We start from the raw sequence: 24,243 nt of genomic DNA, 5'->3' as shown, positions 1-24,243 counted from the left end.
CTCACAGCCGCCTGCGGGCGGCTGCCTGCTATGCTTGACTTTTCTTCCCCAAACTTATTTCTTAATAACGTATCGATATACCAAATACCAAAACCTTACTTCACTGGGAAAGCGGTTCGCGTATGCTTTCCTGATTCCCACTAATTTCATAGTGTTGAAAGCTTCACACCGTGAATATTTCATACAGTTAAAGGACGGGTTATGAGCAAGATCTATGAAGACAATTCATTAACAATTGGCCATACGCCACTGGTTCGCCTGAACCGTATCGGTAATGGTCGTATTCTGGCTAAGGTCGAGTCACGTAACCCGAGCTTCAGCGTGAAATGCCGTATCGGTGCCAACATGATTTGGGATGCTGAAAAGAAAGGCATTCTGACCAAAGATATCGAACTGGTTGAACCAACCAGCGGCAACACCGGTATCGCACTGGCTTACGTCGCGGCCGCGCGCGGTTACAAACTGACGCTGACCATGCCGGAAACCATGAGTGTGGAACGCCGCAAGTTGCTGAAAGCCCTCGGTGCCAATCTGGTGCTGACCGAAGGCGCGAAAGGCATGAAAGGGGCGATTGCCAAAGCTGAAGAAATCCAGGCCAGCGATCCGCAGCGTTATCTTATTCTTCAGCAGTTCAGCAATCCGGCCAACCCGGCCATCCACGAACAAACCACCGGCCCGGAAATCTGGGAAGATACCGATGGCGCAGTGGATGTGCTGATTGCGGGCGTGGGCACCGGCGGGACGATCACCGGGACCGGCCGTTATCTGAAAAGCAAAAAAAGCAGCGTCACGCTGGTGGCCGTGGAGCCAACAGATTCACCCGTTATCACCCAGACGCTGAACGGCGAAGAAGTGAAACCCGGCCCGCACAAAATTCAGGGTATCGGTGCCGGTTTTATTCCGGGCAACCTGGATCTGGAACTGCTGGATCGTGTCACGCTGATCACCAATGACGAATCTATCCAGATGGCACGTCGCCTGATGGAAGAAGAAGGCATTCTGGCGGGGATTTCTTCCGGTGCAGCCGTCGAAGCGGCAGTAAAATTATCCAAAGAACCGGAATTTGCTGATAAAACGATCGTGGTTATCCTGCCATCATCTGGCGAACGCTATCTGAGTACCGCATTGTTTGCCGATTTGTTCACCGAGAAAGAATTGCAACAATAATGCCACATCCTTAAAAGCGGCTAAAAAAGCACCTCAAGGGGTGCTTTTTTGTGGCCTGCGTCAAAGTTTATACCACTCCGTCATTGATTTTACCCGCCAGGTTTAGTATTTAACCGGACAATTATTTCGATGCTCGAAATTAATCGCTTCCATGATGCCTTCCCGCTGAATCGATTTACCGATTTGTTACATGAGGGAAAAAGACGGCATAATGGAGGAATAACAGAAAAGCCTGGATCCAGGGCAAAGAGTTTTATCGCTGAGTGCGTTATTTTCTCTTTTCTGTTGCATCAGAACCTGCCCCTGAACCATAGTCAGGCGCTAATCTCTACAGGCTAAAGTGAAGGCCATAAGCTAAACTTTAGCTCCACAACATTACTTTAATAAGTTGGGGAAACAACAATGTTCCAGCAAGAAGTTACTATTACCGCTCCTAATGGTCTGCACACTCGCCCTGCTGCACAGTTCGTGAAAGAAGCGAAAGGTTTCGCGTCTGACATCACCGTGACATCAAACGGTAAAAGCGCCAGCGCTAAAAGCCTGTTCAAACTGCAAACTCTGGGCCTGACTCAGGGCACCGTTGTGACCCTCTCAGCTGAAGGTGAAGACGAGCAGAAAGCCGTTGAACACTTGGTAAAACTGATGGCAGAGCTCGAGTAACAACAGCCGCTCTTATATAGTTTAAACCAGTCAAGAGAAAGGTAGGGTTATGATTTCAGGCATTTTAGTATCTCCCGGTATCGCTTTCGGCAAAGCACTTCTGTTGAAAGAAGATGAAATTGTCATCAACCGGAAAAAAATCTCTCCTGATCAGGTTGATCAGGAAGTTGAGCGTTTCCTGACGGGCCGTGCGAAAGCCTCTGCCCAGCTGGAAGTGATCAAGACCAAAGCCGGTGAGACCTTCGGTGAAGAGAAAGAAGCCATCTTCGAAGGCCACATCATGTTGTTGGAAGACGAAGAGCTTGAACAGGAAATCATAGCCCTCATCAAAGACGAGCATGCTTCTGCTGACGCTGCTGCTTTCTCTGTCATTGAAGGCCAGGCGAAAGCCCTGGAAGAGCTTGATGACGAATACCTGAAAGAACGTGCGGCTGACGTGCGTGACATCGGTAAACGCCTGCTGCGCAACATTCTCGACATGACCATCGTTGATCTGAGTTCCATTCAGGACGAAGTTATCCTGGTGGCAACCGATCTGACCCCGTCAGAAACCGCACAGCTGAACCTGAACAAGGTTCTGGGCTTCATCACTGATTTGGGTGGCCGTACTTCTCACACCTCAATCATGGCGCGTTCCCTGGAATTACCTGCAATCGTAGGTACCAGCGACGTGACCAAACAAGTCAAAAATGATGACTATCTGATCCTCGACGCCGTAAACAATAAAATCTATGTCAACCCGACAGCAGACGTTATTGACGAGCTGAAAGCCGTTCAGAACCAGTACATTTCCGAAAAAGACGAACTGACCAAATTGAAAGATCTGCCGGCGATCACGCTGGACGGTCATCAGGTTGAAGTCTGTGCCAACATCGGTACCGTGCGCGATGTCGCCGGTGCAGAGCGCAATGGCGCTGAAGGTGTCGGCCTGTATCGTACAGAATTCCTGTTCATGGACCGTGACAGCCTGCCTACCGAAGAAGAGCAATTCCAGGCGTATAAAGCCGTTGCTGAAGCGATGGGTTCACAGGCGGTTATCGTGCGTACCATGGACATCGGCGGTGATAAAGATCTGCCGTACATGAACCTGCCAAAAGAAGAGAACCCGTTCCTGGGCTGGCGTGCAATCCGTATCTGTCTGGACCGTAAAGAAATTCTTCACGACCAGCTGAAAGGCATTCTGCGTGCTTCTGCGTTCGGTAAACTGCGCATCATGTTCCCGATGATCATTTCTGTTGAAGAAGTGCGTGAACTGAAAGCAGAACTGGAAATGCTGAAAGCGCAGCTGCGCGAGAAAGGTCAGGCGTTCGATGAAACCATCGAAGTCGGCGTAATGGTGGAAACACCGGCTGCCGCAGTGATTGCTCATCATCTGGCAAAAGAAGTCGATTTCTTCAGTATTGGTACAAACGATCTTACCCAGTATACTTTGGCAGTGGATCGCGGTAACGAGCTGATTTCTCATCTGTACAACCCAATGTCTCCGTCAGTACTTGGTTTAATTAAGCAAGTTATTGACGCATCTCATGCTGCCGGTAAATGGACAGGGATGTGCGGCGAGCTAGCCGGTGACGAACGTGCTACACTTCTTCTATTGGGCATGGGGTTAGATGAGTTCAGCATGAGCGCTATCTCTATCCCACGCATCAAGAAAATTATTCGCAATACAAACTTCGAAGATGTGAAAGCGCTGGCAGATCAGGCCCTGGCCCAACCTACGGCGCAAGAGTTGATGAACCTGGTTAACAAGTTCATTGAAGAAAAAACACTCTGCTAATTGCGCGATGCTGGTAAAGCTGCCCAAATTAATGCTTAGGAGAAGATCATGGGTTTGTTCGATAAACTGAAATCATTGGTTTCTGATGATAAAAAAGACGTTGGCACTATTGAAATCGTAGCGCCGATCTCTGGTGAGATTGTCAACATTGAAGATGTGCCTGACGTAGTTTTCGCTGAGAAAATCGTAGGTGACGGTATTGCTATCAAACCATCTGGCAACAAAATGGTTGCGCCGGTTGATGGTACTATCGGTAAAATCTTCGAAACTAACCATGCTTTCTCAATCGAATCCGACAGTGGCATCGAGTTGTTCGTGCACTTCGGTATCGACACCGTTGAACTGAAAGGCGAAGGCTTCAAACGCATCGCTGAAGAAGGTCAACGTGTTAAGAAAGGCGATTTGGTTATCGAGTTTGATCTGGCTCTGCTGGAAGAGAAAGCGAAGTCTACCCTGACTCCGGTTGTCATCTCTAACATGGACGAGATCAAAGAGCTGATTAAACTGACGGGTAGCGTGACTGTGGGCGAAACCCCAATCATCCGCATCAAGAAGTAATTCGCTCAGCGAGATGTAAAGCAAGAAGTTAAAAACGGCGCCTTATCAGCGCCGTTTTTTATTGCCTGTAAAAACAGCAATCTGCAAAATAATTCGAGTCGCAGTAAGGCGGCAAACGAAGCCATCCCGATGAGCTTACACGAAGTAAGTGATTCGGGTGGCTGAGAGTAGCCAACGCATCTGCGGCTCGAATTATGAAGCGGATTTCCAGTGAGGAACTTGAAGGCTGATGATCAGTCCATGTGGCTGCGCATTACGGGCATCCACTTTCCCCTCATGCGCCACCATCACTTTGCGGGTGATTGCCAGCCCCAGACCGTAGCCTTTGCCTGACAGTGGCGATTTCACGCGCACGAACGGGTCAAAGATACTCGACAGCTTATCTTCTTCCACACCCGGCCCCTGATCGGCCACTTCAATCTGCAAATATTGCTCGACCTGCGCCAGCGATACAGTGATGGTCTGACCGCGGGCAGAAAAACGCAGCGCATTGCGTACCACGTTATCCACGGCTCGTCGCATCAGTTCTGCATTGCCTTTCACGGTGTAATCCGTTTCATCCGGTGATTCAGGGTTCATGGCAATCTCAACGCCCGGCAATTGTGCTTCGTAGCGGGCATCGTTCACCACCGCTTCCACCAGCCCGTAGAGATCGAAATATTCCTCATCGGGAATTTCGCTGTTTTCAGTGCGCGACAATGCCAGCAATTCGCCGATCATCTTATCCAGACGCCCCGCTTCATGCTCAATACGGCTCAGCGAGGTATCGACATTAGACGGATTTTGCCGCGCCAGTCCGATCGCCAGTTGCAGGCGTGCCAGCGGCGAACGCAATTCATGCGAAACGTCGTGCAGCAACTCCTCGCGCGCTTTTACCAGCACCTGTAAGCGTTCGGCCATGGAGTCGAAATCACGCGCCACTTCTGACAACTCGTCGTGACGTTTCCCCATGCTGCTATACAACCGTACAGAGAGATCGCCCTGCGCCACACGTCCGAAAGCTTTACGCATTTGCAGCATAGGTCGCGTCAGGTTCCAGGCCAGCACGGCGCTGAACAGCAATCCGCCAAGCCCGCCCAGCCATAACAGCGGCGGTGGCATATTCAGCAGTTCGCGACGTTTCCGTGGCCGGTATTCTTCCATCAGCCCTTTCACGTCATAGCGCAGACGATAGCCCTGCCCGTCCGGCCCCTGAACAAACTCCACCACTTCATGGGGAATTTTACCGGGTTCCAGATCCTGCATACTGTTGCCTTTGGCGGGCAGCAAGGAAGGCGATACCGAGAAGAATTGCCGGTCATCCGCTGGCCAGTCGGCCATCATGGCGTTGAGAGCAGGCAAGCCACCCGAATGCAATGTTGAGACGGCAGAGGTAATTTGCAGTTTCACAAACCGGCGGGCAATGCCGCTTTCCGGCGGTTCATGCGGATTATAAAAGGCGAAAACCACCCAGAGCCCCTGAGTGATCGCCACGAAGGTAAACCAGAATCCCAGCAGGATTTTCCAGAACAGCCTTCCGCGCAGTCGTTTAGCGGATTCTATAGCCAATGCTGCGCACCGTTTCAATAGTCAGAATATCGCCACCTTCCAGTGACCCCAGTTTCTGACGGATGTTACTGATGTGCACATCAATACTGCGGTCATAGGCTTCACGCGGACGCCCCAGACCTTTTTCCGACAACTCATCTTTTGAAACCACACGTTCCGGTGAACGCAGCAGTAACTCCAGCAGATTGAATTCAGAGGCCGTCAGATCGAAAGGCACACCGCGCCATTCGCTGCTGCGGGTCGCCGGATTCAGCGTCAGGTCGCCATAGATCACTGAGGAAGAGTCAGAATGCGATTCCTGCTGTTCCTCCACACGGCGCAGCACGGCACGCAGACGGGCCACCAGTTCACGCGGATAACAGGGTTTCGGCATGTAATCGTCCGCCCCCATTTCCAGGCCAATCACGCGGTCGATATTGTCGCCCTTCGCCGTCAGCATAATGATCGGCAGACGGCTGTTTTTACGCACCTGACGCAGAACATCAATGCCGCTCATGTCCGGCAGCATAATATCGAGGATCATCGCCGTGTATTCGCCAGACATCGCGCCTTCCACACCGGCTCTGCCGGTCAGCACCAGAGAGGCGTCAAAGCCTTCTGCGATCAGGTATTCGCTGAGCATGGTGCCTAACTCAAGATCGTCATCGACTAACAAAATTTTCATTCTTATTTCCGCCTGGCTAAAATTTTGGTCATTTTTACCACTAAGCCTGCCCTTCGCAGCCGCTTTTACTCTAATTTTACATTCAACAGCTGAATATAGAATTAAACATTAAAAACGCCAGTGGATAAGTAACGGTCTCCGCGATCGCAGATGATCGCCACCACCACGCTGCCCGGATGGCTTCTGGCAACGCGTAACGCCCCTGCCACGGCTCCGCCGGAACTCACGCCACAGAAGATACCTTCTGTCCGCGCCAGTGCGCGCATGGTGTCTTCTGCTTCTTTCTGGCCCATATCCATCACTTCATCAACCAGTTCAGGATTGAAAATCCCCGGCAGATATTCCACCGGCCAGCGGCGTATACCCGGAATGCTGCTGCCTTCTGAAGGTTGCAGCCCGACGATTTTAACCCCGGCGTGCTGGCTGCGCAGAAAACGGCTGACACCGGTGATCGTGCCGGTGGTGCCCATGCTGGAGACAAAATGCGTAATGCGCCCGTGCGTTTGTTGCCAGATTTCGGGGCCGGTGGTGGTGAAGTGAGCGAGCGGATTATCGGGATTATTAAACTGATCCAGCACTTTCCCCTGCCCCTGCTTTTCCATGTCCAGCGCCAGATCGCGCGCGCCTTCCATTCCCTGTGCCCGGCTGACCAGTAACAGCTCCGCGCCGTACGCGCGCATCGACGCCTGACGCTCAAGGCTCATATTTTCCGGCATCAGCAATTTCAGCTTGTAGCCTTTCAGCGCGGCAATCATCGCCAGCGCAATACCGGTATTGCCGCTGGTGGCCTCGATCAGCGTATCACCCGGGCGAATTTCACCGCGCTTTTCTGCCTGCTCAATCATAAACAGTGCGGCACGATCTTTTACCGATCCGGCGGGATTATTGCCTTCCAGTTTGACCCAAATCTCGCTGTCCAGATCCTGAGTCAGGCGCTGTAATCTCACCAGAGGGGTATTACCGATGTAATGTTCAAGCGTACTCACGGGCTTGCCTTATATTAAAAGGATATATTGACTGATAAAAAATACATAAACAGATATCAGGCGATAAAAAGGGCGGCCTGATGACCGCCCTGAGACACATTCTGATTAAAAAATATCAGGCGCTCTTCGCTAACGCAACGGGTTGTAGCGGTTGATCACCGGCATACAGACGACCATTCAGCCCGCCGACGTAAAAACGATCGCCGCGCTGAGGTGCGCCGTTGCCGTGCGTTTCTGACAGTACCACGGAAAGCGGTTCATCATGCCAGCCCTCAGCCTGCACGATAAGCTGCCAGAAGTGACCGCGCGGGCTGACTTCCAGCACTTTCACCGGTAACGGACAACGCTCCGTGCTTTGCGCGGTGATTTCCATTTCCCACGGACGCAGGAACAAGTCGACCGCGCCCTGATGCAGCGGCGGGTTTTCCAGCGGCCAGTGATGCGCGCCGACATACAACTGCGAGCCACGAATTTCGCCGCCGATTTTATTCACTTCACCCATGAATTCCAGCACGAAACGGGTCGCCGGTTCACGCCAGATTTCTTCCGGTGCGCCAACCTGTTCGATATTGCCCTGACTCATCACCACCACGCGGTCGGCGACTTCCATGGCTTCTTCCTGATCGTGGGTCACGAATACGCTGGTGAATTTCAGTTCTTCATGCAACTGACGCAGCCAGCGGCGCAGCTCTTTACGCACCTGGGCATCCAGCGCGCCGAAGGGTTCATCCAGCAGCAGAATTTGCGGCTCGACCGCCAGCGCACGGGCCAGCGCCACACGCTGTTTCTGACCGCCGGAAAGCTGTGCCGGATAACGGTTTGCCAGATGGGCTAACTGCACCATCTCCAGCAATTTAGTGACTTTCTGTTTGATGGCCCCGGCGTCCGGACGCTCGCGGCGCGGCAGAACCGTCAGACCGAAGGCAATATTGTCGAACACGGTCATATGACGGAACAGCGCATAATGCTGGAACACAAAGCCGACCTGACGATCGCGGGCGTGCAGACGCGTCACGTCTTTGCCGTGAAAACTCAAATGCCCCGCGCTCTGATTTTCCAGCCCGGCGATAATACGCAGCAGCGTGGTTTTACCGGAACCGGAAGGCCCGAGCAACGCCACCATCTCCCCGGAAGCAATATCGAGCGAGATATCATTGAGCACCTTGGTGCGGCCAAAATATTTGTTGATACCGTTAATTTCAATGCTCATGACTTTCCTCCCGCTCAAGACGGTCGTTGTGGCGCTTCAGACGCCATTGCAGGCCGCTTTTCAGAAACAGTGTGACAATTGCCATCAGGGTTAACAGCGCTGCGGCAGTAAACGCGCCAGCGGTGTTGTAGTCCTGATGCAGTAATTCAACTTGTAAAGGCAGCGTGTACGTTTCGCCGCGAATAGAACCGGATACCACGGACACCGCGCCAAATTCACCGATCGCGCGGGCATTGGTCAGCACCACGCCGTACAGCAATGCCCAGCGGATGTTCGGCAGAGTCACGCGGCGGAACATCTGCCAGCCGGAGGCGCCGAGTAAGACCGCCGCTTCATCTTCATGGCTGCCCTGACTGAGCATCACCGGCACCAGCTCACGGATAACAAACGGACAGGTGACAAATACCGTCACCATCACCATGCCCGGCCAGGCGAACATAAACTGAATGTTGTGGGCATCCAGCCAGCCGCCAATCGGGCCGTTAGTGCCGTAAAACAGCAGATAAAGCAGACCGGCGACCACCGGTGACACCGCGAACGGAATGTCGATCAGCGTCAGTAACAGCTGACGTCCCGGAAAATTAAAGCGCGCCACCAGCCAGGCCAGCAGCGTGCCGAAAATCAGGTTAACCGGCACGGTGATCAGCGCCATCAGCACGGTCAGCCAGATGGAGTGCAACATGTCGGAGTCCGACAGGTTCTTCCACACCGCCGCAATGCCATCAGAAAATGCCAGCACAAAAATGCTGATCATCGGGATCACCAGCAGCAGCACGCAGATCAGCACACCGGTGCCAATCAGCGACCATTTCACCCAGTCAATACGCTGGCGTTTTTCCCCTGCAAAAGCCGGAATATCAGACATTACTGGCCTCCCAGACGACGGCCATAACGGCTCTGTAAGGTGTTAATCGCAAACAGCAGCAGCAGCGATGCCGCGAGGATCACGGAAGCAATGGCGCTGGCCGCCGGGTAATCAAATTCCTGCAAGCGGATGAAAATCATCAGCGAGGTGACTTCGGTTTTCCACGCAATGTTCCCGGCGATGAAAATGACCGCCCCGAACTCCCCGAGACTGCGGGTGAAGGACAACGCGGTGCCCGCCAGCAGCGAAGGCATCACCTCCGGCAATACCACGCGACGGAAACTCTGCCAGCGCGAGGCGCCGAGGGTTTCAGCCGCTTCTTCATATTCCGGGCCTAACTCTTCCAGCACCGGCTGCACGGTGCGCACCACGAACGGGATGCTGGTAAACGCCATCGCCACCGCAATACCGAGCCAGGTGTAGGCCACTTTGATATCAAAATGCGCCAGCCACTGGCCGTAAAAACCGGTGGTAGAAAATAATCCGGCCAGCGTTAAACCGGCGACGGCGGTTGGCAGGGCAAACGGCAAATCCATCAGCCCGTCGATCAGGCTTTTGCCCGGAAACTCGTAACGGGTGAGGATCCACGCCATCAGCATGCCGAAGAAACAGTTAAAAAGACTCGCCACGCCCGCTGCCAGCAGCGTCACTTTATAGGCCGCCACCACCTGACCGTTGGTGATGACATCCCAGTATTGCGACAGGGTCATTTGCGACAACTGCATCACCAGCGCGCTCAGCGGCAGCAACAGGACAAGGCACACGAACAGCAAACTGCTGCCGAGGCTCAGGGTGAATCCGGGTAAAACGCGTTTGCTCGACAACAACATTACTGGTGACCTTGCTCTAACAGTTTGTCCAGCTCACCGCCGGTACTGAAATGGGTTTCCATCACTTGTGGCCAGCTTCCGAACTGTTCTTCAACCTTGAACAGTCTGGTGTCCGGGAATTGCCCTTTCGCCGCCGCCATCGCCGTTTTGTCATACACGCGGTAATTAAAACTGGTGATGATTTTCTGCGCCTGCGGGCTCCACAAATAATTCAGATACGCTTTCGCGGCTTTCTCAGTGCCATTTTTCTCGACATTTTTATCCACCCAGGCGACCGGGAATTCCGCCAGAATGTCCACCTTCGGGACAATCACTTCGTATTTATCATCGCCGTATTGTTTGCGGATATTGTTCACTTCGGATTCAAAGCTGATCAGCACATCGCCCAGCCCGCGTTCGACAAATGTGGTGGTGGCGCCACGGCCGCCGGTATCAAAGACCTGCACGTTTTTCAGGAAGCTCGCCATCTTCTCGCGGGTCTGCGTCTGGTTTTTATTGTCTTCCAGATTGAACGCACCCCAGGCCGCGAGATAGGTATAACGGCCATTGCCGGAGGTTTTAGGATTCGGGAACACGAGACTCACGCCCGGACGCGCTAAATCGTCCCAGCTGTGGATATTCTTTGGATTGCCCTTGCGCACCAGAAACGCCATGGTGGAATAGAATGGCGAACTGTTGTTCGGCAGACGTGTTTGCCAGTCGGCCGGGATCAGATTGCCGCGGTCATGCAAAATCTGCACATCCGTCACCTGATTGTAAGTGACCACATCGGCTTTAAGACCCTGCAAAATCGCCAGCGCCTGCTTGGACGAACCGGCATGGGACTGTTTGATATCCAGTTTGTCGCCGTTATTTTGCTCCGCCCATTGTTTCTGGAAAGGCGGATTCAGGGCAGAAAACAGTTCACGGGAGACATCATAAGAGCTGTTGAGCAATTCAGTCGCCGACGCGGCTACGCTGGCCAGCAAGAGTGCCGCCACCGAACCTTTCAGCACGTTGCCTGTAAACCACGTTTTAGCAAACCCCGTTTCTGTTTTCATGCTCAGCCTTAGGTGATGAATCGATTTGCGACACGAATATGAATCGCTCAATATCACACAGTGTATTTATAACTGAGGGTCAGGCTGTAACGGTTTTATATACCATTTGGTGATTTTCAAGCATGAAAAGCTATAAGGCATTAACAACCGCAGGGGAAAATAACAGGAAGGAAAGAAACAGCGCGCCCACGGGGAACGCGCTGAGAGAACTTAGAGTGCGAGAAGGCGGGTCAGGGACGGCGCGAAATAATAGCTGCCGGTTACCGGACGGGTGAAGCGCAGCATGGCATCACGTTTACCATCGAGATCGCCAAACATGCTCAGCAGCTGTTTCTCAATGTTCCACAAACGGGCGCAATAGCTGATGAAATACAATCCGTGCTCACCGCTGGCAGTGCCATAAGGCAGGCTCTGACGCAGGATTTTCAGGCCCTTGCCGTCCTCTTTCAGATCCACGCGGCTGACGTGTGACGTCGCCGGACGGGTTTCTGAATCCAGTTCTTCGTCGGTGTCTTTGGTACGGCCGATCACCTCTTCCTGCTGCTGCACGGAGAAGCGTTCCCATTGCACCAGATTATGTTTCCAGCGTTGCACCATCACATAACTGCCGCCAGCATCGACGCTGCCTTCAGGAATAATCGCTACCTGCGCGCGGGCTTCCGCTTTCGGGTTTTCAGTGCCATCGACAAAGCCGCTCAGATCACGTTCTTCCAGCGCACGGAAACCGTGGGTTTCTTCCTCGACGGTGATCGCACTGCCGAAGGCTTTCAGTGCCGCCTGGGCCAGCGCAAAGTTCACGTCATGACGCAGGGACTGAATGTGCAGCAACATATCGCGCTGCGTCGCGGGCGCCAGACCTTTGCCCAGCGGCACGAAAGATTTCAGTTCATCCGCGCCCTGGTTGCCGGATAAATCACGCCACACATCGTTGCCAAAGGCCACGACCGCACCAAGATGTTCGGTGGGAAATTTTTTCTGCATGTCTTCCAGTACGGCCACAAATGCACGGCAGCCCTGCCGGAGCGCATCCAGGTCACCCTGAGCTTTCGCTTCAATGTAAATCGCGAAACGGCAATGTTCGGGTAAAATGCCGCTCTGAACCTGAGTCATCTTCTCATCCTCGTTAATTTGACCGGCGTCATCATACCGGATGTCAATAAAAATGCCTTGCGCGAAGGCAAGGCATTGAGGGCTTTTTAAGCGGAGAAAACCGTTTTATTGCGCGGCAGCGGCCTGTGCCGGATTGGCGCGCCAGATAATTTTGCTGACCTTCCAGTCTTTCAGGGCATCATCCGAAGGCATCAGCGAATCCGGGCCATGCCAGATACCGCTGAACACATAGGTCACGTGAGCACTTTGCGGCGCTTTACACTCGACGCTTTCGGCGTCATCACCTTCACCCTTCACGCACACATCAAAAGCCTTGCTGTAGAGATCGCTGAACGGCGTACCGATTTTGACGCCCCACTCGCTTTCGACTTTCGGATCCACCACGTCAACGCGCTGCACCGTGCCTTTCGGCTCGCCGCTGATCGACATTTTCACCTCTTTGCCATCCATCGCCTGGAAGAAGCTGAGCATTTTGCCGTTGCTCATCGACATACCACTGCGCAGGGTATAGTCGCCGTCGAGCGCGTCAGTGATCGCGGTTTCCGTCAGCGGCGTGCTGGCGGTGATCCCACCGACTCCTTTATCGCTGACCGTCGCACTGCTGCCAAACCAGTTAAGCGGATTCATCGCTGACCAGGAGACGTCTGGCCATGACATATGTGACATCGACGAACAGCCGGTCAGGATCAGCGGCAGCGCCAGTAACAGCGGGCGAACCCGCAGGCGAACAGTCATTCGGTACACTCCTTGAATCATTATTGTTTAGCGCCAGTTCGAGTACTTACTCAGTAAGAAAGTTCAGCCCCAAATGGAATATGCTTCAGACCAGACGGCGCGCGGCATCAAAACAGGCGCGCAGACGACGGCTCATTAACCAGTAAGCCAGCGCGGCGGCATCCAGCAACGCCAGCACAATGTCCACACCTGAAATACTGTCGGTACTTTGCCACAAACCCAGCGCCTGCAAGGCAAAGGTGATGAACATACCGGCCAGCAACAGCCAGTAACCGGCCTGCCAGACCCGTGGCCACAGATGACGGCGTCCGCTGAGCAAAAACACCAGCGCGGGGGGCAAACCGAGCAACATACCGGACCAGAAATTCTGCGATTCGGGATAAAACAACGCCAGCAGATCACTGCCCTGCTGACGTGACGCACCGACCATCACAAACAATATCCAGGTCCGCGCCTGCAAAATCAAAATCGTCCAGAACCACAGCGGCAACCGCAACATACCGTGGTCGTTATAATCATCCGGGTTCATAAAAAGAACAACGTTCCTGCAAATAAGGTGAAAGTTAACCCTCGCTCAGGGACATACCCGACATAAATCGACGTCTGTCGGGCAGGCGCTTAAGAAACTGTTAAGAACAGTCTGCTTTAATGGTTTCTAACACGGCAACACATCCTGAACGATGTCATAGTTGCCGGTGCTCTGGAAACATTAACTTAAGGACGACTATTATGATGAAGAAGATCACGCTGGCAACCCTCATTGCACTTTGTTCCGCAACCGCGTTTGCTCAGCAGACCGGTGGCTTTAACGGCCCGTCGGCGCAGGAAACGCAAACCCAGCCTGCCGCGCAGGGCGGTTTCACCGGCACCACGGCGCTGAGCACGGTGAAAGACACGCAAGCCATGAAGGATGATCAGTGGGTGATGCTGGAAGGGTTCATCGATCAGCGCATCGACCATGATAAATACATTTTCCGCGACAACACCGGCACCCTCAATGTCGAAATTGATGGCAAACGCTGGCAGGGACAGAACGTGTCGCCGAAAGACAAAATCCGCATTGAAGGTAAAGTCGATAAAGACTGGAACTCTGTGGAAGTGGATGTCAAAAGCGTAAAACTGATCAAGTAACGCAGAAAACGAAGCCCCGGCGGATCACTCCTGCCGGGGCTTTTTTATATGAGCTTACCTAAGTAAGTGATTCGGGCAGGTGCGCGTAGCCCACGCATCTGCAACCTGAAGGACACAGGTATATCAGTATTCCTGATCTTCGATCAGTCGTTTACCGAGCAGCAAAGTATCCGAAATCTCATAACCCAGTTTTTCATACATGCTGACTACCGCATCGTTTTCAGCACGCACCATTAAATTCATTTTCGGGCAACCGCGGGCGATTAACTTCTTCTCCAGACGGTTTACCAGCGCATTGGCAATGCCACGGCCGCGATAATCAGGATGTACACCCAGATAATTGGCTGATCCGCGATGACCGTCGTAGCCGCCCATCAGCGTCGCCACCACTTCACCGCCCACTTCCGCCACCAGGAAAAACTCGGGGCTGTGGTTAATTTTACGTTCAATATCCAGCTCAGGATCATTCCACGGACGCAGCAGGTCGCAACGTTCCCATAAGGTCAGTACTTCTTCGAAATCTTCTTGACGGTATACGCGAATTTCCATCACTGTTCGCCGCTGTTAGTAGGGGTTTATCTGATTATCGCGTGATCTGATTGATACGCAACATCAAAATCACAGATTGTGTACTTTATGAACCGTTTTCAGCGATAAAATCTTCACATAAAACAACAGGCCGCCTCTCCGCAGACGGAGATTTATTCGGTGGCAGATTCATTCACGACACAATATTCATAAAAAGTAATAGTTCTCAGATCGAAACTATAAAAAAGATACTCTATAACATAGGGCATTCTGCATTTTTTCTGACGGTAACGGACTGATGTTAAACCCCCTGAATAAATTTCTGCATTTCCAGCCTCTCCCTGCCGCCGCCACCCGTCGCCAGTTGTTACTGTCCGGGCTTGGATTAGCCATTGCCGCTTTCGGTTCACGTTCTGCCAGCGCCGCACAGCAGGAGCACATCACCAAATCCGCCCCCGCCCCTAAACCACCGGGCGCAAAAAAACTGGTGATGATCGACCCCGGCCACGGCGGTATAGATTCCGGTGCTGTCGGCCATGAAGGCTCGGAAGAAAAACATGTGGTGCTGGAAATCGCCAACTATGTGCGGGAATTTCTGGGCGAACAAAGCCATATTGAGGTCAAACTGACCCGTGATTCGGATCACTTTATTCCGCTTTATCAGCGTGTTGAGCTGGCGCATCAGCATCAGGCCGATCTGTTCGTCTCGATTCATGCCGATGGTTACACCAGCCCGACAGCCTCCGGCGCGTCGGTTTTCGCGCTCTCCAACCGGGGAGCCAGCAGCGCCATGGCGCGTTACATGTCGAAAAAAGAAAACGATGCCGATCTGGTCGCGGGTGCGAAATATGCCAAAGAAGACAACAATTATCTCCAGCAAGTCCTGTTTGATCTGGTACAGACCGACACCATTAAAAACAGTCTGACGCTGGGTCACCATGTGCTCGACAGGATCCGCCCGATCCACCATCTTCACAGTCAGCAAACCGAACAGGCGGCCTTTGCCGTACTGAAATCGCCATCAATTCCGTCGATTCTGGTGGAAACGTCCTTTATCACCAACCATCAGGAAGAACAGTTACTGAGCACCACGGCATTCCGCCGCGAAATTGCGCAGGCCATTTCACAGGGTATTGTGAATTTCTTCAGCTATTTCGACGCCAACGAGCGTAAACCCCACTGAGCTGCCAAACTGACAGCAAATCACGCTATACTGATGACCACTTTTTTCTCATTCAGCGCCCGCACGGCGCTGAATGTCCTTTCAGTCAACGTCTGCGAGTTTGCCCGTGAGCCAATCCATTCCCGACATCCAGCAAGTCAAAACCTTCCTGCTTAAACTTCAGGAGCACATTTGCCAGAAACTGGCGGCCGCCGATGGCAAAGGCCAGTTCGCTGAAGATCAATGGGTGCGCGAGGAAGGCGGCGGCGGTCAAAGCCGGGTTCTGACGAATGGCGCGGTGTTTGAACAGGCCGGGGTGAATTTCTCCCACGTTTCCGGTGCCACCCTGCCCGCTTCCGCCACCGCGCATCGCCCCGAACTGGCGGGACGCAGCTTTCAGGCGATGGGCGTCTCCCTGGTTATTCATCCGCTGAACCCCTATGTGCCGACCAGCCATGCCAACGTGCGCTTTTTCATTGCGGAAAAACCCGGCGAAGCACCGGTCTGGTGGTTTGGCGGCGGTTTCGATCTCACGCCTTATTACGGTTTTGAAGAAGACGCCCGCCACTGGCACCTCACTGCACAACAGCTTTGCCAGCCGTTCGGCGACGATGTCTATCCGAAATACAAAAAATGGTGCGACGATTACTTCTTTATCAAACACCGCAACGAAGCACGCGGGATCGGCGGCTTATTCTTTGATGACCTGAATTCACCGGATTTCGACACCTGCTTTAACTTTATGCAGGCGGTCGGTAACGGCTTTACTGACGCCTATCTGCCGGTGGTGGAAAAACGCAAAACACTGCCGTGGGGCGAACGTGAGCGCCAGTTCCAGCTCTACCGCCGTGGCCGCTACGTTGAATTCAATCTGGTGTGGGATCGCGGCACGTTGTTTGGCCTGCAAACCGGCGGTCGCACGGAATCCATTTTAATGTCGATGCCACCCCTGGTGCGCTGGGAATACGGTTACCAGCCGGAAGAAGGCAGCCCGGAAGCCGCGCTGTACCGCGATTTTCTGCCGGTACGCGACTGGCTGGCTGAAAATGGCTTATCTGAAAACGGAGCGCCAAACTGATGCAAATCTGGGTTGATGCGGATGCATGTCCGAACGTCATCAAAGAAGTGCTGTTCCGTGCCGCCGAACGCACCGGCATGATGGTGACGCTGGTAGCCAACCAGATCATCCGTACGCCGCCGTCAAAATATCTGCGCACCCTGCGGGTCGAAGCGGGTTTTGACGTCGCCGATAACGAAATTGTGAAACGCACCGAACCGGGCGATCTGGTGATCACCGCCGATATCCCGCTGGCCGCCGAAGTCATTGAGAAAGGCGGCGTGGCGCTGAACCCGCGCGGCGAGCGTTACACCACGGAAACCATCAAAGAACGCCTGAACATGCGTGATTTTATGGACACCATGCGCGCCAGCGGCGTGCAGACCGGCGGGCCGCCTGCGCTTAATCAGCGCGACCGCCAGCAATTTGCCAATGAACTGGATAAGTGGCTGCAACAAGCCAAAAAATAATCCAGTCTGGCTGTCGAAACCGAAGTACCACTACATTAATTAAAGGAATAAGAAATGGTCAAAAAGATCATCCTTGATTGCGATCCGGGGCACGACGATGCTATCGCGATGTTACTGGCGCACGGTAACCCCGATATCGAACTGCTGGCCGTCACGACGGTGGTTGGCAATCAGACGCTGGAGAAAGTCACCCGCAACGCACTTGCCGTTGCTCGTGTGATTAACCTGACCGGTGTGCCGTTTGCGGCGGGGGCAACGCGTCCGCTGGTGCGTCAGATTGAAGTGGCGGACGAGATCCACGGCGAGTCCGGTCTGGACGGCCCGGTATTGCCGGAAGCGGCCATCACACTTGAACCTGTTCATGCGATCGACCTGATCATTGATCTGATCATGTCTCATCCGCCGAAAACCATCACTCTGGTGCCCACCGGCGGGCTGACCAACATCGCCATGGCCGTGCGCAAAGAACCGCGCATTGCGGAACGGGTGAAAGAAGTGGTGCTGATGGGCGGCGGTTATCATGTGGGGAACTGGAGCGCAGTCGCCGAGTTCAACATCAAGATTGACCCGGAAGCCGCCCATATCGTGTTCAACGAAAAATGGCCGCTGACCATGGTCGGACTGGATTTAACCCATCAGGCACTGGCTACACCGGACGTCGCCGCGCGCATCGCCGCCGTGGGGACACAGCCTGCGAAATTTGTCGGCGAGCTGCTCGATTTCTTTGGTATGAGCTACAAAGACCGGCAGGGCTTTGATTCACCGCCTGTTCATGATCCGTGCGCGGTGGCTTACGTGATTGATCCGAATGTCATGACCGTGCAAAAAGTCCCGGTGGATATCGAACTGACCGGCACCTTAACCCTCGGCATGACCGTCGCGGATTTCCGCGCCCCGCCGCCGCCGGATTGCCATACGCAAGTGGCGGTAAAACTCGATCATCAGCGTTTCTGGGATCTGATCGTCGATGCGCTGGAACGTATCGGCGAAGTGAAATACTGAGTAACTCTTTTTAAAGGGCGTCTGTTGCGGCGCCCTTGCTGATTTATAGCGGCTCGGTTTGCGCTTCCACCACGGCTAACGCCACCATATTCACAATCCTCCTGACCGAGGCGATCGGCGTGAGAATATGCACCGGTTTTGAAACGCCCATCAGCACCGGCCCCACCGTTACCCCTTCTGAACAGGAAACCCGCAGCAGGTTGTAACTGATGCGCGCCGATTCCATGTTCGGCATGATCAGGATATTCGCCGACCCTTTCAGCGGACTGTCCGGCATGATGTCCTGACGGATGCTTTCGACCAGTGCCGCGTCACCATGCATCTCACCGTCGATTTCCAGATCAGGATCACGCTCATTAATCAGTTGCAGCGTACGGCGCATTTTCAGCGCGGCCGGGCTGTCGGAGGTGCCGAAACTGGAATGGGACAGCAGCGCCACTTTCGGCTCAATGCCAAATCGTCTCACCGTTTCTGCCGCCATCAGCGTGATTTCCGTCAGTTGCTCAGGTGTCGGGTCATCATTGACGTAAGTATCCGCAATAAACGTATTACCACTTGGCAGCAACAGGGCATTCATCGCCCCGGCAACATGCGTACCCCGGCGGAAACCAAACACCTTTTCGACGATGTCATAGTGCTCATGATAAGTGCCGACCGTTCCGCAGATCATCGCATCCGCTTCGCCGCGTAACAGCATAATAGCGGAAATCAGCGTCGGATTGCCGATCACCGCCCGCCGCGCCTGCTCCTGCGAGACACCGCGCCGTTTCATCAGCTGATAATATTCGCGCCAGTATTCATTAAAACGCGGGTCGGATTCGTTATTGACCACTTCGAAATCCCGTCCCGCCTCCAGTTGCAGACCCAGTTTCTTAATGCGCATGGCAATCACGCTCGGCCTGCCGACCAGAATCGGTTTTGCCAGACCGAGAGAAATCAGCTCCTGCGTGGCATGCAGGACGCGCTCTTCTTCCCCTTCCGCCATCACCACCCGTTTGGCGTCTTTCTTCGCCTGCGAGAAAATCGGCTTCATAAACAGGTTGGTTTTGTAGACAAACTCGGTGAGTTTTTCGGTATACGCGTCCAGATCGTCAATCGGGCGCATGGCGACCCCAGAATCCATCGCCGCTTTCGCCACCGCTGGCGCAATTTTCACAATCAGGCGCGGATCAAAAGGCTTGGGAATGATGTATTCCGGTCCGAAAGACAACTCTTCTTCACCATAAGCAGAAGCCACCACATCGCTTTGCTCCGCCATCGCCAGATCTGCGATGGCATGAACGCAGGCCAGTTTCATTTCTTCATTGATGGTGGTCGCGCCGACATCCAGCGCCCCGCGAAAAATGAACGGGAAGCACAGGACGTTGTTGACCTGATTCGGATAATCCGAACGGCCGGTGCAGATAATGGCATCAGGCCGTACGGCTTTTGCCAGCGGCGGTAAAATCTCCGGCTCAGGATTGGCCAGCGCCAGGATCAGCGGATCCTTCGCCATGGTTTTCACCATATCCTGCGTCAGAACGCCGGGGCCGGAACAGCCGAGGAAAATGTCCGCCTCCGGGATCGCATCGCCAAGCGTGCGCTGACCGTTATCTGCAATGGCGTAAGCCGCTTTGGTTTCGGCCATGTTCTCTTCGCGGCCCTGATAAATCACGCCACGGGAATCACAGGCCGTGATGTTGTGGCGTTTCAGCCCCAGCGCCACCAGCAGATTCAGGCAGGCAATAGCGGAAGCCCCGGCACCTGACACCACCAGCCGCACATCTGAAATGTTTTTCCCGACCACACGCAATCCGTTAAGCACCGCTGCGGTACAAATAATGGCCGTGCCGTGCTGATCGTCATGAAATACCGGGATCTTCATCCGTTCCCGCAGCTTTTTCTCGATGTAAAAACACTCCGGCGCTTTGATGTCTTCGAGGTTGATACCGCCGAATGTCGGTTCCAGCGCGGCGATCACGTCGATCAGCTTATCGGGATCGTTCTCATCAACTTCGATATCAAATACGTCGATACCGGCGAATTTCTTGAACAATACGCCCTTGCCTTCCATCACCGGTTTACCGGCCAGCGCACCGATATTGCCCAGCCCGAGAACGGCGGTCCCGTTGGAAATCACCGCCACCAGATTGCCGCGAGCGGTGTACTTGTAAGCCGCCAGCGGATCTTTGGCGATTTCCAGGCAAGGGGCGGCCACGCCCGGCGAATAGGCCAAAGCCAGATCACGTTGCGTGGCAAGGGGTTTGGTCGGCGAAACCTGTATTTTTCCGGGCACCGGAAACTCGTGAAAATCAAGCGCACTTTGTTTGAGTTGTTCGTCCATTGCAGGATCCTTTTCTTGTTTCTTATTTTTTGTAGAGACAACTTTTTGTAGGGACATTTGTAGGGACAACAGGGCACGGGGAAATCTCACCATCGGCTTTTCCCGCTGACCAGTATAGATAACCCTGCCACGGCCAGAGGCGGATAACGACCAAAATTTCGCCGTTACATTGATTACTTTTCATTCGTGGAAGACGTCTCGTAAAAATCAACTAAGCTTAAAGTTTGGCCTTGCGCTTTACCCGTCAGACGCTCAGTTTGTGGGGCAACAGGGGCCGTCATTGTTGAGACCCATTGCAGTAATCAGAAAAAGCGCATTCAGTTTGTTAACCGAATGATGCAGGGTAGGAGCCCTACGAAAGAGAGTCGGACGACCTTATTGCTGTATCGTTTTTTCTTGCCAAGGAGCTAAGAGATGAACCAGTTAGACGCACTAAAAAAAATCACCACCGTCGTTGCCGACAGCGGTGACATTGAATCTATCCGTCATTTCGAGCCTCAGGATGCGACCACCAATCCTTCGCTGATCCTCAAAGCAGCCGACCTGCCGCAATACCAAAACCTGATTAAAGACGCGCTGGACTATGCCCGTAAGCAGGGCGGCAGCAAAGAGACTCAGGTGGTCAATGCCACAGACAAGCTGGCCGTGAATATCGGTGTGGAAATCCTGAAAAGCGTACCGGGGCGCATCTCGACAGAAGTCGATGCCCGCCTGTCGTTTGACCGCGAATTGTGTATCGAAAAAGCCCGCAAACTGATTGGCTTGTATCAGGATCAGGGTATCGACAAATCACGCATTCTCATCAAGCTGGCCTCCACATGGGAAGGCATCAAAGCCGCTGAAGCACTGGAAAAAGAAGGCATCAACTGTAACCTGACCTTGCTGTTCTCCTTTGCCCAGGCACGCGCCTGCGCCGAAGCCGGTGTCTACCTGATTTCCCCGTTCGTTGGCCGTATCTATGACTGGTACAAAGCCAAAGAACCGAATGCCGCCTACGACGTGGAACAAGATCCGGGCGTGAAATCTGTCCGTACTATCTACGATTACTACAAATCTCACGGCTACGAGACGGTCATCATGGGCGCCAGTTTCCGCAAGGTGGAACAGGTTCTGGCACTGGCCGGTTGTGATCGCCTGACCCTTTCACCCAACCTGCTGGAAGAACTTAAAGCCAGTGACGCACCGGTTGAACGTAAATTGCAGCCATCGGATAAGGGTGGCAAAAAACCCGCACCACTGACACAGGCAGAATTCCTCTGGGAACATCATCAGGATGCGATGGCCGTGGATAAACTCGCAGAAGGTATTCGCCAGTTCGCCACCGACCAGAAAAAACTCGAAGATGTGCTGTCAGCACAACTGTAGTTTTGTATTGAATAACCAGATGGAGTGAATATGCCTTCTCGTAAAGAACTAGCGAATGCGATCCGCGCCCTGAGCATGGACGCCGTTCAGAAAGCGAATTCCGGCCACCCCGGCGCCCCGATGGGCATGGCTGACATTGCTGAAGTGCTGTGGCGTGATTATATGAATCACAACCCGACCAACCCGAAATGGGCCGATCGTGACCGCTTCCTGATGTCCAACGGACACGGCTCGATGCTGCAATACAGCCTGCTGCATTTAACCGGTTACGACCTGCCAATGAAAGAGCTGGAGAATTTCCGCCAGCTGCATTCCAAAACGCCGGGACACCCGGAATTCGGCTATACGCCGGGCGTTGAAACCACCACCGGCCCGCTGGGTCAGGGGATCGCTAACGCCGTGGGCTTCGCGATTGCCGAGCGCACGCTGGCGGCTCAGTTTAACCGTGAAAATCACGATATCGTGAACCACTACACCTACGCTTTCCTCGGTGATGGCTGCATGATGGAAGGCATCTCACACGAAGCCTGTTCACTCGCGGGCACCATGAAACTCGGCAAGCTGATTGCGTTTTATGATGACAACGGGATCTCCATCGACGGCCATGTGGAAGGCTGGTTCACCGATGACACCGCCAAACGCTTTGAAGCCTACCACTGGCATGTGATCCGTGGCATTGACGGTCATGATCCTGACGCCGTAAAAGCCGCCATCGAAGAAGCCCGCAACGTGAAAGACAAACCGTCGCTGTTGCTGTGCAAAACCGTGATCGCGTTCGGCTCACCGAACAAAGCCGGTACCCACGGCGCGCATGGCGCTGCGCTGGGTGACGATGAAGTCGCTGCCACCCGCAAACACATTGGCTGGAACTATCCTCCGTTTGAAATACCGCAGGATATTTACGCCCAATGGGATGCCAAAGAAGCCGGTAAAGCGAAAGAGAAAGCCTGGAACGACAAGTTTGCCGCCTATGCCAAAGCCTATCCGCAACTGGCCGCCGAATTTGATCGTCGTGTGAGTGGCGAACTGCCTGCTAACTGGCAAAGCGAAGCGCAGAAATACATCGAAGAATTGCAGGCAAAACCGGCCAATATTGCCAGCCGTAAAGCCTCGCAAAATACACTGGAGTCCTTTGGTAAAATCCTGCCGGAATTCCTTGGCGGCTCCGCTGACCTTGCGCCTAGTAACCTGACCATGTGGTCTGGCTCGAAATCGATCGGGGACGATCAGGCCGGTAACTACATCCACTACGGCGTACGTGAATTCGGCATGACGGCCATCACCAACGGTATCGCCCTGCATGGCGGTTTCCTGCCATATTCCGCGACCTTCCTGATGTTCGTCGAATATGCCCGTAACGCCGTACGTCTGGCCGCACTGATGAAAATCCGCAACGTGTTCGTCTATACCCACGACTCCATCGGTCTGGGTGAAGACGGCCCGACGCATCAGCCGGTGGAACAAATGGCCAGCCTGCGCGTGACGCCAAACATGAACACCTGGCGGCCGGGTGATCAGGTGGAATCAGCGGTGGCGTGGAAATATGCCATTGAGCGAACTGACGGCCCTTCTGCCCTGATCTTCTCGCGTCAGAATTTAACCCAGCAGCCGCGTACGCCTGAGCAACTGGCAAACGTGGCGCGCGGCGGTTATGTGCTGAAAGATTCTGACGGCACGCCGGAGGTGATCCTGATTGCCACCGGTTCGGAAGTCGGCATTACCGTAGAGGCCGCAGATAAACTGGCCGCTGCTGGCACCAAAGTGCGCGTGGTGTCCATGCCGTCTACCGATGTCTTCGATCAGCAGGATGCGGCATACCGTGAAGCCGTGCTGCCAAAAGCCGTGACCGCGCGTGTCGCCGTTGAGGCCGGTATCGCCGATTACTGGTACAAATACGTCGGCCTTAACGGAGCCATTGTCGGCATGACCTCCTTCGGGGAATCTGCACCCGCAGAGCAACTGTTCAGGGAGTTCGGTTTTACAGCGGATAATGTGGTCGCGAAAGCGCAGGCGCTATTGAAGTAAAAGAAGTGAAATTAAAGAAGTGAAGTAAAG

The 24,243-nt window shown here is 53.7% G+C and carries 22 protein-coding genes and 1 pseudogene; 11 read left to right on the top strand and 12 right to left on the bottom strand.

The genetic code is table 11. The features are described from left to right. Nucleotides 1-201 precede the first annotated feature (201 nt). The 4 genes and pseudogenes from cysK to crr all read left to right on the top strand — a co-directional run bounded on the left by cysK (nucleotide 202) and on the right by crr (nucleotide 4,162). Nucleotides 202-1,167 (top strand): cysteine synthase A, encoded by a 966-nt coding sequence (gene cysK / locus J9880_RS13345; protein ID WP_095922974.1) that lies wholly within the window; start codon nucleotides 202-204, stop codon nucleotides 1,165-1,167. Between the two features lie 402 nt (nucleotides 1,168-1,569). Beyond that, complete coding sequence (ptsH, locus tag J9880_RS13340; RefSeq protein WP_013574433.1) at nucleotides 1,570-1,827, top strand: phosphocarrier protein Hpr; 258 nt, start codon at nucleotides 1,570-1,572, stop codon at nucleotides 1,825-1,827. Nucleotides 1,828-1,876: 49 nt separating this feature from the next. Then, nucleotides 1,877-3,674 (top strand): annotated as a pseudogene (gene ptsI / locus J9880_RS13335) (phosphoenolpyruvate-protein phosphotransferase PtsI). After that, a complete protein-coding gene (crr, locus tag J9880_RS13330; RefSeq protein WP_095922976.1) occupies nucleotides 3,653-4,162 on the top strand; it encodes a PTS glucose transporter subunit IIA in 510 nt (169 codons plus the stop codon). The pseudogene ptsI and the gene crr overlap by 22 nt, the downstream one beginning before the upstream one ends. Nucleotides 4,163-4,354: 192 nt before the next feature. Here crr and J9880_RS13325 read toward each other — a convergent pair whose 3' ends face one another. From J9880_RS13325 to J9880_RS13280, 10 genes are all read right to left on the bottom strand, one after another. Continuing rightward, nucleotides 4,355-5,710 (bottom strand): ATP-binding protein, encoded by a 1,356-nt coding sequence (locus tag J9880_RS13325; protein ID WP_095922977.1) that lies wholly within the window; start codon nucleotides 5,708-5,710, stop codon nucleotides 4,355-4,357. Continuing rightward, nucleotides 5,691-6,374 (bottom strand): response regulator transcription factor, encoded by a 684-nt coding sequence (locus J9880_RS13320; protein ID WP_095922978.1) that lies wholly within the window; start codon nucleotides 6,372-6,374, stop codon nucleotides 5,691-5,693. Before J9880_RS13320 ends, J9880_RS13325 begins: the two co-directional genes overlap by 20 nt. A gap of 101 nt (nucleotides 6,375-6,475) precedes the next feature. Further along, the gene (cysM, locus tag J9880_RS13315) at nucleotides 6,476-7,360 is read right to left on the bottom strand and encodes a cysteine synthase CysM (protein ID WP_095922979.1); all 885 of its coding nucleotides are present in this window, start codon (nucleotides 7,358-7,360) and stop codon (nucleotides 6,476-6,478) included. A gap of 115 nt (nucleotides 7,361-7,475) precedes the next feature. Further along, nucleotides 7,476-8,570 carry a sulfate/thiosulfate ABC transporter ATP-binding protein CysA gene (cysA, locus tag J9880_RS13310; protein WP_232769454.1) on the bottom strand — a complete coding sequence of 365 codons (1,095 nt, stop codon included), beginning with the start codon at nucleotides 8,568-8,570 and terminating at the stop codon, nucleotides 7,476-7,478. After that, nucleotides 8,560-9,435 (bottom strand): sulfate/thiosulfate ABC transporter permease CysW, encoded by an 876-nt coding sequence (gene cysW, locus J9880_RS13305; protein ID WP_095922981.1) that lies wholly within the window; start codon nucleotides 9,433-9,435, stop codon nucleotides 8,560-8,562. Before cysW ends, cysA begins: the two co-directional genes overlap by 11 nt. After that, nucleotides 9,435-10,265 carry a sulfate/thiosulfate ABC transporter permease CysT gene (gene cysT, locus J9880_RS13300; RefSeq protein ID WP_131692926.1) on the bottom strand — a complete coding sequence of 277 codons (831 nt, stop codon included), beginning with the start codon at nucleotides 10,263-10,265 and terminating at the stop codon, nucleotides 9,435-9,437. Before cysT ends, cysW begins: the two co-directional genes overlap by 1 nt. Continuing rightward, nucleotides 10,265-11,305: a thiosulfate ABC transporter substrate-binding protein CysP gene (gene cysP / locus J9880_RS13295; protein ID WP_232769453.1), complete on the bottom strand. Its 1,041-nt coding sequence runs from the start codon at nucleotides 11,303-11,305 to the stop codon at nucleotides 10,265-10,267. Before cysP ends, cysT begins: the two co-directional genes overlap by 1 nt. 210 nt (nucleotides 11,306-11,515) lie before the next feature. After that, nucleotides 11,516-12,415: a Dyp-type peroxidase gene (locus J9880_RS13290; RefSeq protein ID WP_232769452.1), complete on the bottom strand. Its 900-nt coding sequence runs from the start codon at nucleotides 12,413-12,415 to the stop codon at nucleotides 11,516-11,518. A gap of 105 nt (nucleotides 12,416-12,520) precedes the next feature. After that, nucleotides 12,521-13,150 carry an RpoE-regulated lipoprotein gene (locus tag J9880_RS13285; RefSeq protein ID WP_095922984.1) on the bottom strand — a complete coding sequence of 210 codons (630 nt, stop codon included), beginning with the start codon at nucleotides 13,148-13,150 and terminating at the stop codon, nucleotides 12,521-12,523. Nucleotides 13,151-13,235: 85 nt separating this feature from the next. Next, nucleotides 13,236-13,679, bottom strand: coding sequence for a DUF2919 domain-containing protein (locus tag J9880_RS13280; RefSeq protein WP_095922985.1), 444 nt, complete (start codon nucleotides 13,677-13,679; stop codon nucleotides 13,236-13,238). A 203-nt stretch (nucleotides 13,680-13,882) separates the two neighbouring features. Between J9880_RS13280 and J9880_RS13275 the strand changes: the two genes are divergently transcribed. After that, nucleotides 13,883-14,281 (top strand): YgiW/YdeI family stress tolerance OB fold protein, encoded by a 399-nt coding sequence (locus tag J9880_RS13275; protein ID WP_232770473.1) that lies wholly within the window; start codon nucleotides 13,883-13,885, stop codon nucleotides 14,279-14,281. Between the two features lie 123 nt (nucleotides 14,282-14,404). On the opposite strand, the gene J9880_RS13270 is transcribed toward J9880_RS13275, so the two are convergent. Next, the gene (locus J9880_RS13270; protein ID WP_095922987.1) at nucleotides 14,405-14,830 is read right to left on the bottom strand and encodes a GNAT family acetyltransferase; all 426 of its coding nucleotides are present in this window, start codon (nucleotides 14,828-14,830) and stop codon (nucleotides 14,405-14,407) included. A gap of 277 nt (nucleotides 14,831-15,107) precedes the next feature. Between J9880_RS13270 and amiA the strand changes: the two genes are divergently transcribed. From amiA to uriH, 4 genes are all read left to right on the top strand, one after another. Next, complete coding sequence (gene amiA / locus J9880_RS13265; protein WP_119822648.1) at nucleotides 15,108-15,992, top strand: N-acetylmuramoyl-L-alanine amidase AmiA; 885 nt, start codon at nucleotides 15,108-15,110, stop codon at nucleotides 15,990-15,992. A 73-nt stretch (nucleotides 15,993-16,065) separates the two neighbouring features. Then, nucleotides 16,066-17,049, top strand: coding sequence for an oxygen-dependent coproporphyrinogen oxidase (hemF, locus tag J9880_RS13260; protein WP_095922989.1), 984 nt, complete (start codon nucleotides 16,066-16,068; stop codon nucleotides 17,047-17,049). Continuing rightward, the gene (locus tag J9880_RS13255) at nucleotides 17,049-17,498 is read left to right on the top strand and encodes a YaiI/YqxD family protein (RefSeq protein WP_095922990.1); all 450 of its coding nucleotides are present in this window, start codon (nucleotides 17,049-17,051) and stop codon (nucleotides 17,496-17,498) included. The genes hemF and J9880_RS13255 overlap by 1 nt, the downstream gene beginning before the upstream one ends. Nucleotides 17,499-17,552: 54 nt before the next feature. Then, nucleotides 17,553-18,500, top strand: a complete 948-nt coding sequence (gene uriH, locus J9880_RS13250) for a uridine-preferring nucleoside hydrolase UriH (RefSeq protein ID WP_232769451.1) — start codon at nucleotides 17,553-17,555, stop codon at nucleotides 18,498-18,500. 43 nt (nucleotides 18,501-18,543) lie between these two features. On the opposite strand, the gene maeB is transcribed toward uriH, so the two are convergent. Further along, nucleotides 18,544-20,823 (bottom strand): NADP-dependent oxaloacetate-decarboxylating malate dehydrogenase, encoded by a 2,280-nt coding sequence (gene maeB, locus J9880_RS13245; RefSeq protein ID WP_119822651.1) that lies wholly within the window; start codon nucleotides 20,821-20,823, stop codon nucleotides 18,544-18,546. 414 nt (nucleotides 20,824-21,237) lie between these two features. Between maeB and tal the strand changes: the two genes are divergently transcribed. Both tal and tkt read left to right on the top strand, forming a co-directional pair. Next, nucleotides 21,238-22,188, top strand: coding sequence for a transaldolase (gene tal, locus J9880_RS13240; protein WP_095922993.1), 951 nt, complete (start codon nucleotides 21,238-21,240; stop codon nucleotides 22,186-22,188). Between the two features lie 30 nt (nucleotides 22,189-22,218). Then, nucleotides 22,219-24,213 (top strand): transketolase, encoded by a 1,995-nt coding sequence (tkt, locus tag J9880_RS13235; protein WP_195817439.1) that lies wholly within the window; start codon nucleotides 22,219-22,221, stop codon nucleotides 24,211-24,213. Nucleotides 24,214-24,243 lie beyond the last annotated feature (30 nt).

The sequence above is a fragment of the Rahnella victoriana genome (assembly GCF_021276285.1).
GTDB classification, from domain to species: domain Bacteria; phylum Pseudomonadota; class Gammaproteobacteria; order Enterobacterales; family Enterobacteriaceae; genus Rahnella; species Rahnella victoriana.
The sequence above is the reverse complement of the archived record's forward strand: the minus strand, read 5'-3'. Positions and strand labels throughout refer to the sequence as shown.

Excerpts from the sequence above, each read along its gene's own strand:
- cysK (WP_095922974.1), top strand. The coding sequence starts at position 202 with ATGAGCAAGATCTATGAAGACAATTCATTAACAATTGGCCATACGCCA.
- ptsH (WP_013574433.1), top strand. The coding sequence starts at position 1,570 with ATGTTCCAGCAAGAAGTTACTATTACCGCTCCTAATGGTCTGCACACT.
- crr (WP_095922976.1), top strand. The coding sequence starts at position 3,653 with ATGGGTTTGTTCGATAAACTGAAATCATTGGTTTCTGATGATAAAAAA.
- J9880_RS13320 (WP_095922978.1), bottom strand. The coding sequence starts at position 6,374 with ATGAAAATTTTGTTAGTCGATGACGATCTTGAGTTAGGCACCATGCTC.
- cysA (WP_232769454.1), bottom strand. The coding sequence starts at position 8,570 with ATGAGCATTGAAATTAACGGTATCAACAAATATTTTGGCCGCACCAAG.
- cysW (WP_095922981.1), bottom strand. The coding sequence starts at position 9,435 with ATGTCTGATATTCCGGCTTTTGCAGGGGAAAAACGCCAGCGTATTGAC.
- cysT (WP_131692926.1), bottom strand. The coding sequence starts at position 10,265 with ATGTTGTTGTCGAGCAAACGCGTTTTACCCGGATTCACCCTGAGCCTC.
- cysP (WP_232769453.1), bottom strand. The coding sequence starts at position 11,305 with ATGAAAACAGAAACGGGGTTTGCTAAAACGTGGTTTACAGGCAACGTG.
- J9880_RS13290 (WP_232769452.1), bottom strand. The coding sequence starts at position 12,415 with ATGACTCAGGTTCAGAGCGGCATTTTACCCGAACATTGCCGTTTCGCG.
- J9880_RS13285 (WP_095922984.1), bottom strand. The coding sequence starts at position 13,150 with ATGACTGTTCGCCTGCGGGTTCGCCCGCTGTTACTGGCGCTGCCGCTG.
- J9880_RS13280 (WP_095922985.1), bottom strand. The coding sequence starts at position 13,679 with ATGAACCCGGATGATTATAACGACCACGGTATGTTGCGGTTGCCGCTG.
- J9880_RS13275 (WP_232770473.1), top strand. The coding sequence starts at position 13,883 with ATGAAGAAGATCACGCTGGCAACCCTCATTGCACTTTGTTCCGCAACC.
- J9880_RS13270 (WP_095922987.1), bottom strand. The coding sequence starts at position 14,830 with ATGGAAATTCGCGTATACCGTCAAGAAGATTTCGAAGAAGTACTGACC.
- amiA (WP_119822648.1), top strand. The coding sequence starts at position 15,108 with ATGTTAAACCCCCTGAATAAATTTCTGCATTTCCAGCCTCTCCCTGCC.
- hemF (WP_095922989.1), top strand. The coding sequence starts at position 16,066 with ATGTCCTTTCAGTCAACGTCTGCGAGTTTGCCCGTGAGCCAATCCATT.
- J9880_RS13255 (WP_095922990.1), top strand. The coding sequence starts at position 17,049 with ATGCAAATCTGGGTTGATGCGGATGCATGTCCGAACGTCATCAAAGAA.
- uriH (WP_232769451.1), top strand. The coding sequence starts at position 17,553 with ATGGTCAAAAAGATCATCCTTGATTGCGATCCGGGGCACGACGATGCT.
- maeB (WP_119822651.1), bottom strand. The coding sequence starts at position 20,823 with ATGGACGAACAACTCAAACAAAGTGCGCTTGATTTTCACGAGTTTCCG.
- tal (WP_095922993.1), top strand. The coding sequence starts at position 21,238 with ATGAACCAGTTAGACGCACTAAAAAAAATCACCACCGTCGTTGCCGAC.
- tkt (WP_195817439.1), top strand. The coding sequence starts at position 22,219 with ATGCCTTCTCGTAAAGAACTAGCGAATGCGATCCGCGCCCTGAGCATG.